Origin of the sequence: Alteromonas sp. AMM-1, from assembly GCF_047290655.1 — a bacterium.
Lineage (GTDB): Bacteria > Pseudomonadota > Gammaproteobacteria > Enterobacterales > Alteromonadaceae > Alteromonas > Alteromonas mangrovi.
The window spans coordinates 1-7,699 of sequence record NZ_JBLBUE010000162.1; the positions used below are offsets into that span (position 1 = coordinate 1).

8 protein-coding genes are annotated in these 7,699 nt (G+C 46.0%); 7 read left to right on the forward strand and 1 reads right to left on the reverse strand.

The annotated features are described in order from the left end of the window. The 5 genes from rpsA to pyrF all read left to right on the forward strand — a co-directional run. A partial coding sequence (gene rpsA, locus ACLR2L_RS17090) for a 30S ribosomal protein S1 (RefSeq protein WP_413369829.1) occupies positions 1–1,423 on the forward strand: 1,423 nt, incomplete at its 5' end. Between the two features lie 90 nt (positions 1,424–1,513). Beyond that, positions 1,514–1,801, forward strand: a complete 288-nt coding sequence (ihfB, locus tag ACLR2L_RS17095; RefSeq protein WP_140957281.1) for an integration host factor subunit beta — start codon at positions 1,514–1,516, stop codon at positions 1,799–1,801. A gap of 108 nt (positions 1,802–1,909) precedes the next feature. Then, positions 1,910–2,164, forward strand: coding sequence for a lipopolysaccharide assembly protein LapA domain-containing protein (locus ACLR2L_RS17100; RefSeq protein WP_140957283.1), 255 nt, complete (start codon positions 1,910–1,912; stop codon positions 2,162–2,164). Positions 2,165–2,169: 5 nt separating this feature from the next. Further along, positions 2,170–3,330: a lipopolysaccharide assembly protein LapB gene (gene lapB, locus ACLR2L_RS17105; RefSeq protein WP_140957285.1), complete on the forward strand. Its 1,161-nt coding sequence runs from the start codon at positions 2,170–2,172 to the stop codon at positions 3,328–3,330. A 6-nt stretch (positions 3,331–3,336) separates the two neighbouring features. After that, positions 3,337–4,035 (forward strand): orotidine-5'-phosphate decarboxylase, encoded by a 699-nt coding sequence (pyrF, locus tag ACLR2L_RS17110; protein ID WP_413369831.1) that lies wholly within the window; start codon positions 3,337–3,339, stop codon positions 4,033–4,035. A 118-nt stretch (positions 4,036–4,153) separates the two neighbouring features. Here pyrF and ald read toward each other — a convergent pair whose 3' ends face one another. After that, entirely contained in the window at positions 4,154–5,281 is a 1,128-nt protein-coding gene (gene ald / locus ACLR2L_RS17115; protein ID WP_413369833.1) for an alanine dehydrogenase, read from the reverse strand. Between the two features lie 132 nt (positions 5,282–5,413). Here ald and lrp point away from each other — a divergent pair, with 132 nt between their 5' ends. Continuing rightward, the gene (lrp, locus tag ACLR2L_RS17120) at positions 5,414–5,899 is read left to right on the forward strand and encodes a leucine-responsive transcriptional regulator Lrp (RefSeq protein ID WP_140957587.1); all 486 of its coding nucleotides are present in this window, start codon (positions 5,414–5,416) and stop codon (positions 5,897–5,899) included. 207 nt (positions 5,900–6,106) lie between these two features. Continuing rightward, the coding region (locus ACLR2L_RS17125; RefSeq protein WP_413369835.1) for a DNA translocase FtsK 4TM domain-containing protein at positions 6,107–7,699 on the forward strand (1,593 nt) is incomplete at its 3' end.

Below are 7,699 nucleotides of genomic sequence, written 5' to 3' on the forward strand. Positions count from 1 at the left end.
ACTATCTCGTGAGAAAGCTAAGCGAGCTGAATCTTGGATTAAGCTTGAAGAAGCCTACGAAAATACTGAAACAGTTATCGGTGTTATCACTAGCAAAGTTAAAGGTGGTTTCACAGTTGACGTAATGAGTATTCGTGCGTTCCTACCTGGTTCTCTTATCGACGTACGTCCTATCCGTGACACAAGTCACTTAGAAGGCGTAGATTTAGAATTTAAAGTCATCAAGCTTGATCAGAAGCGTAACAACGTCGTTGTTTCACGTCGTAGCGTTATCGAGAGTGAAAACTCACAAGAGCGTGATGAAATCCTTGAGAACATGCAAGAAGGTATGGAAATTAAGGGTATCGTTAAGAACCTAACTGACTACGGTGCATTCGTTGATTTAGGCGGTGTAGATGGTCTGTTACACATCACTGATATGGCGTGGAAGCGTGTTAAGCATCCTTCAGACGTTGTACAGGTTGGTGATGAGATTAACGTTAAAGTATTGAAGTTCGACCGTGATCGCACTCGTGTATCACTCGGTATGAAGCAGATGGGTGAAGATCCATGGTTAGAAATTGCTAACCGTCATCCAGAAGGCAGCCGTCTATCAGGTCGCGTAACTAACCTAACAGACTACGGTTGTTTCGTTGAGATTCAAGAAGGTGTTGAAGGTCTGGTTCACGTTTCTGAAATGGATTGGACTAACAAGAACATCCACCCATCTAAGGTTGTTAACCTGGGCGACACAGTAACTGTTATGGTTCTGGAAATCGACGAAGAGCGTGGTCGTATTTCTCTGGGTCTGAAGCAGTGCATCGACAACCCATGGGAAACCTTCGCTAAGTCACACGAAAAAGGTGACAAAGTGTCTGGTAAGATCAAGTCAATCACTGACTTCGGTATCTTCATCGGCCTTGACGGCGGCATCGATGGTTTGGTTCACCTGTCTGACATTTCTTGGAACAAGACTGGCGAAGAAGCCGTTCGCGACTTCAAGAAAGGCGACGAAATCTCTGCAGTTGTGCTGCAAGTCGACCCAGAGCGTGAGCGTATTTCTCTAGGCGTTAAGCAAATCGAAGAAGATCCTTTCAACAAGTATCTGACAGATACTAAGAAAGGTGCTATCGTTGTTGGTACAGTTACCGCAGTTGATGCGAAAGGTGTTACTGTTAACCTGGCAGAAGAAGTGGAAGGCTACATTCGTGTTGCAGACTTGTCTCGTGACCGCGTAGAAGACGCTTCTGAAGAAGTGAACGTTGGCGACTCTATCGAAGCTAAGTTCATCGGTGTTGACCGTAAGAACCGTATCGTTAACCTGTCTGTTAAAGCAAAAGACCAGGCTGACGAGAAAGAAGCTATCGATAAAGTAAATCAGCAGGAAGAAGCTGGTTTTGCTAACGCAATGGCTGAAGCCTTTAAAGCGGCAAAAGGCGAGTAATCTCCTTTTGTAGCATCTGACGCACAGTGTATAAGCGCTGTGCGTTTACTGATGTAGCTGTTTAATATCGACGATGACAAAGAGGTTACCATGACCAAGTCTGAACTAATTGAGCGGCTCGCTGATCAGGCACGCCATATCCCGGCCAAAGATCTTGAATCTGCTATCAAAGAAATGTTGGAACAAATGGCGCAAACTCTGCAAAAGGGTGATCGCATTGAAATCCGCGGATTTGGTAGTTTTTCATTGCATTTCCGGGCACCACGTGTCGGTCGTAATCCTAAGACTGGCGAAACGGTGGAGCTGGACGGTAAATACGTTCCTCACTTCAAGCCTGGTAAAGAGCTACGTGACCGGGTAAACGAGTCAATAGCCTGATTTAAATAAAAAAAGCACTTTTAAAGGTGCTTTTTTTGTATATCAATACTGTAACAGGGTAAGCATTTTGCTATCCTGCATTTATTGTTTCTTGTTGGGAATGCTTTCTTGAAAGGCTTAGTGTTTTTTGTTTGTATCGTCATATTGCTGGTTCTGGCTGTTGCAATTGGTTCACAGAATAACGCAGTAATCTCGGTTAACTATTTAATAGCCAAATCAGAAATAACCATTGCCACTCTCATCGCCGTCGCGGTAGCGGTAGGTGTTGTGGTAGGTGTGTTAGCGGTTTTGAGTAGTTGGCTGGCGTTACGCGTAAAACTGATCAGACTGCAAACTAAGCTCAACCGACTTCAGAAAGAATAATCTTCATGTTAGAGCTGCTATTTTTGCTGCTTCCCGTGGCCGCCGGTTACGGATACATCATGGGGCGGAACAGCGTTAGACAAGCACAACGCAAGCAATCCAGTATACTCTCCAAGCATTACTATCGCGGCTTGAACTTTTTATTGTCTGATCAACCCGACAAAGCGGTTGATACGTTAATCAAAATGATTAACCTGAACAATGATACTGCCGAAACTCACATTGCCATGGGCAATTTTTTTCGTCATCGCGGTGAAATAGACCGTGCCATTCGGGTTCACCAAAATCTGGTGGGACGCGACGAATTACAATCCAGCCAACGAGAAAATGCGCTACGCGAATTAGGCCGGGATTATATGCAGGCTGGCTTTCTGGAGCGCGCTGAAGACACCTTTGCAAAATTATTATCCAGTGATAAGCATTTCGACTTTGCTCAGCAGCAGTTATTTTCGATTTATCAAACAACCAAAGAATGGGAACGGGCAATCGCGCTTGCTGAAAAAATGCTGCAGGACAGTGATACCGTTCGCACTAAACTCGCGCATTTTTACTGTGAGCAGGCTCAGATTGAACTGGATCACCACAATCTGGAATCGGCCTTGTCGTTGCTGCAAAAAGCAGTGAATGCCGACGAAAATGCGACCCGGCCATGGCTAATGCTAGGTCAGGTTACCTTCAACGAGGGGCGCTACAACGAGTCAATTGAATACTTGTTACAGGTTGCTCAACGCGAAGAAGACTGGTTTATTGAAGCGATACCGGTTATTCAAAACATTACGGAAAAAACACAGGACTGGGATGCATTTGAAACCTTGCTAAATGAGCACTGGGTGCAATGCGCAACCGCTTATCTGGCAATGGTCACGGTAATGGTGAAACAAAATCGCAACCAGCAGGCGGCAGACTATTTATTTGCACAATTGCAGAAAACGCCTACCATGCGTGGCTTTCATCGGTTAATGCAGTTATACAGCGACAATACAACCGACGAAGATGCCAAAGTAACCTATCAGCATCTGGCTGAACTGGTTGGTAAACAAATTCAACAACGTCCGCGGTATCGCTGCAAGAGCTGCGGATTTTCTGGACGTAAGCTTTATTGGTTATGTCCATCATGTAAAAAGTGGGGGGTTGTACACCCCATTCGTGGATTAGACGGAGAGTAGTAAACAGTGACACAAGATCCTCGCGTCATCGTAGCGCTGGACTTCGACAATGTCGAACAAGCCAACCAACTGGTCGATCAATTAACCCCTTCTGCCTGTAAGCTAAAAGTAGGCAAGGAGATGTTTACTTTGTTTGGGCCTGAATTTGTAAAATCCCTAATCACAAAAGGTTTTGACGTCTTTTTGGATCTTAAATTTCACGATATACCCAATACTGTGGCTAAAGCGTGTAAAGCAGCAGCGGAAATGGGAGTGTGGATGGTGAATGTGCATGCAAGTGGCGGCGCAGAGATGATGCGTAAGGCCAAGCTAGCCATTGAGAGTTCATCTCACCCAGAGACCAAACTCATCGCGGTTACCGTGTTAACCAGTATGGATCAGGCGCAGTTAAACGATGTAGTACCCCAGGTAACGCCCGCTGAACAAGTTGCAAAATTAGCAGCGCTTACAGCCGAAGCGGGATTAGACGGGGTAGTGTGTTCGGCCCAGGAGGCCGTGCTGCTCAGACAAACGCTTCCCGAGTCATTTCTACTGGTGACGCCAGGTATTCGACCCGCAGGTGCGGATGTGGGCGACCAAAAGCGCGTTATGACGCCGGTAGATGCAATAGAGGCTGGCGTGAGCTATCTGGTAATGGGCAGACCTATAACGCAGGCTAATGACCCATTAGCAACACTTACCGCAGTTAACAATACAATTGCTTAATATTTGCGTCGATTAATTGTGCTCTGTACTTCAACGTTAGGTATAAACATGGCAAGGGAATAAAAAAGGGGCCAATCAACATTGGCCCCTTTTTGTATCTGCTATCAGCACTAAGTGATTATCTTAATGCGTCCAAAGCCGGGGTATAAGTGATCCCCAGTTTGTCGCCAAGGGCTTCAACAACCGCTTGATAAGTTACTTTGCCTTCGTGAACATTTAAGCCATTCAACAAGTGAATGTCTTCTAACATTGCGCGTTTAGGGCCTTTGTTTGCCAATGCCAGACCAAATGGCAGCGTAGCATTGTTCAGCGCCATAGTTGACGTTCTGGCTACACCACCTGGCATGTTGGCTACACAGTAATGCACCACGTTATCAATGATGTACACAGGATCCTGGTGCGTTGTTGCTTTTGAGGTTTCAAAACAGCCGCCTTGATCAATGGCTACGTCAACCAGTACTGAACCAGGTTTCATATTCTTGATATGTTCGCGGTTTAGCAGTTTAGGTGCTGCGGCGCCGGGGATAAGCACTGCTCCAATTACCAAATCCGCGTTGGCAGAATAGTGTTCAATGGCATCAACGGTAGAGTACACCGTTTTTACCTGGCCGTTAAAAATGTCGTCCAACTGACGTAAACGCGGTAGCGAGCGGTCCAGAATGGTGACATCTGCACCCAGGCCCAGTGCCATTTTAGCAGCCTGCGTACCTACAACACCACCACCGATGATCAGCACTTTACCCGGTGCTACACCAGGCACACCACCTAATAAGGTACCGCTGCCGCCATGCGCTTTTTCAAGATAATGCGCACCTGCCTGAACTGACATACGGCCAGCGACTTCGCTCATTGGTGCCAATAGTGGCAAACCGCCATTGCGATCAGTTACGGTTTCGTAGGCAATACAGGTTGCACCTGATGCAATTAACAACTCAGTTTGTTCTGGATCAGGAGCAAGGTGCAGGTAGGTATACAGAGTCTGGCCTTTGCGTAATTGTTTACACTCAGAAGGCTGTGGCTCTTTTACTTTAATGATCATTTCTGCTTCCGCAAAAATTTGCTCAGCAGAGTTCACAATGGTTGCGCCTGCGTTTTGATACAGTTCATCTGTAAAACCAATTGCAGTGCCAGCATTGGTTTCAACCATTACCTGATGACCATGTGCAACGAACTCTTTTACAGCGGCTGGTGTTAAGCCAACGCGATACTCGTGATTTTTAATTTCTTTTGGTACGCCAACTAACATGCTTTTCCCCGTCTCAAATTGGGTTGTTCAATAAAGATGCTGAGTATAGCGAATGATTTAGAAATATATCTGCTGTAATTTATAAAGTTGCAGTGTTATATTTTGGCTAAATCCCATATCGCAAAATTAAATATGCTGGTAAAAACGCCGAAACATCTCGATCGTATTGATAGAAATATACTTTCTGTACTGCAAAAAGATGGCCGAATATCCAATGTGGAATTAGCCAAGCAAGTGGGCTTGAGTCCAAGTCCTTGTTTAGAAAGGGTTAAACGGCTAGAGTCCCAGGGGTATATTCTGGGTTATCATGCGTTACTGAATCCACAGAAGCTGGGTGCAGCAATGCTGGTGTTTGTAGAAATTACATTAACAAAAACATCCGTCGACATCTTTGCCGATTTTTCAGCTGCGGTTCAGCAACATGATGATATACAAGAGTGTCACCTGGTTTCTGGTAATTTTGACTTTCTGTTAAAAGCGCGGGTTGCAGATATGTCGAGTTATCGAAAATTGCTGGGTGATACGTTGCTTAGACTACCTGGTGTCAGTGCGTCGCGCACCTATGTGGTAATGGAAGAAGTTAAGAGTACCAATAGTCTTAGAATTAATACAAAATAGCGTAGTATTGAGAATACGCCTCAGTTGTATATTGGGCGCATACAGTAAATCAGGCGCAGATATTGCTGTAATGATTGCATTGCCAAGTGTGATATAACGTGGGCTGATTCTGATTAACCTTGTAAGCGGTGTTAATCAGTAATACATAGTTAATAGAATAATGACAGTGTGCCCAACGAGGCAAACGAACAGAGAATTTTAGGGAATATGGTGCGACTTTCTGGCGTTCAACGCATATGGGAAACAGGTATGATCATTGCCTGTGCTCTCGCGTTCTTCTTACTCCTGGCGCTTGCGTCATTCCATCCGGGGGATCCGGGCTGGAGTCAGGCAGGCTTACAACCAAATGTGCACAATTGGGTGGGGCCTACGGGTGCCTGGACCGCTGATCTGTTGTTTTTTACGTTTGGATACTTAGCCTACATCATGCCGTTTTGTAGTGCGTTTCTGGGCTGGTTTGCTTTTCATCACGTGAAAAACTGGCGTGAATTGGATTACCTTACCATAGGTTTGCGGATTATCGGCAGTCTGCTGCTGGCGTTGGGCCTGAGCGGCATTGCCAGCGTTAATTTTGACGACTTGTTTAGTTTCAGTGCCGGCGGTCTGGTTGGTGACGTTATTAGCTCAGCATTGATCCCCTATTTCAATACGCCGGGCACTATTTTGCTGCTTCTGTGTTTTTGTTGTGTTGGTTTCACGTTGATGACGGGCATTTCCTGGTTGTTAATTATTGATAAACTGGGCGAAAGCACTATTTGGGTAAGTCAAAAAGCGATTGCCGGGCCACAAAAGCTATTATCGCTAAACATGCCTGCGTTATCCTTACCGAACAAAGCGGAAAAAACGTCGCAAAAATCAGACGATTTGAACATTACCAGTCTACGCGCAGAGCCACCGGTTGATGCTGAAAAACGCGCACCGCGAATGAACGTTCGCAATGAACCTACCATGTCTATTCCGGATGAAGTGTTTGCCGACAACTTCGATGACGACATGCCACAAGATCTTCCTCCTTTCCACATAGATGATGAGGATGAAGACGCACCTGCGCCGGCTGGATCACGCACAACCGAAAAGGTGAGTTTTACCGATTTGGGCAGCGGGGCAGGGGAGAGTGTAAGCCATGCAGAACCTCAGGTTATAAAGAGTACTGCGGCATCTAAACCTGTGCAGAGCAAACCTGTAAATAAGCTCTTCTCAGAACAACAGGGAACAGATGATGCCGATATAGGCCCAATGCCTTCGTTTGATCTGTTAGAGCGGGCTGATAAGCACGAGAATCCAATTTCCCAGGAAGAACTGGACATCGTTTCACGTCTGGTAGAGGAAAAACTGGCTAACTTTAATATAGATGCGTCTGTAGTGGGCGTGTATCCGGGGCCGGTGATCACGCGTTTTGAAATCGACCTTGCTCCCGGGGTAAAGGTAAGCAAAATTACCAGTTTATCGAAAGACCTGGCCCGTGAGATGTCGGCAACATCGGTACGCGTCGTAGAGGTTATACCTGGCAAATCCGTAATTGGACTTGAATTACCGAATAAAAAGCGCGAAATGGTGCGTTTAAGTGAAGTGATCAGTGCCGATGCTTTCCAGTCTAATCCTTCTGCACTTACCATGGTGTTAGGTGCCGATATCAGCGGGAAACCTGTGGTAGTGGATCTCGCTAAGATGCCCCACTTGCTGGTTGCCGGTACCACCGGTTCGGGTAAGTCTGTGGCCGTCAATGCCATGATCCTCAGTCTCCTTTACAAGAGCACACCCGCCGACGTCCGCATGATCATGATCGATCCGAAAATGCTG

What these genes read in the sequence shown, in the direction of transcription:
- lrp (WP_140957587.1), top strand. Translation starts at nt 5,414, where the DNA reads ATGCTGGTAAAAACGCCGAAACATCTCGATCGTATTGATAGAAATATA.
- ihfB (WP_140957281.1), top strand. Translation starts at nt 1,514, where the DNA reads ATGACCAAGTCTGAACTAATTGAGCGGCTCGCTGATCAGGCACGCCAT.
- ald (WP_413369833.1), bottom strand. Translation starts at nt 5,281, where the DNA reads ATGTTAGTTGGCGTACCAAAAGAAATTAAAAATCACGAGTATCGCGTT.
- lapB (WP_140957285.1), top strand. Translation starts at nt 2,170, where the DNA reads ATGTTAGAGCTGCTATTTTTGCTGCTTCCCGTGGCCGCCGGTTACGGA.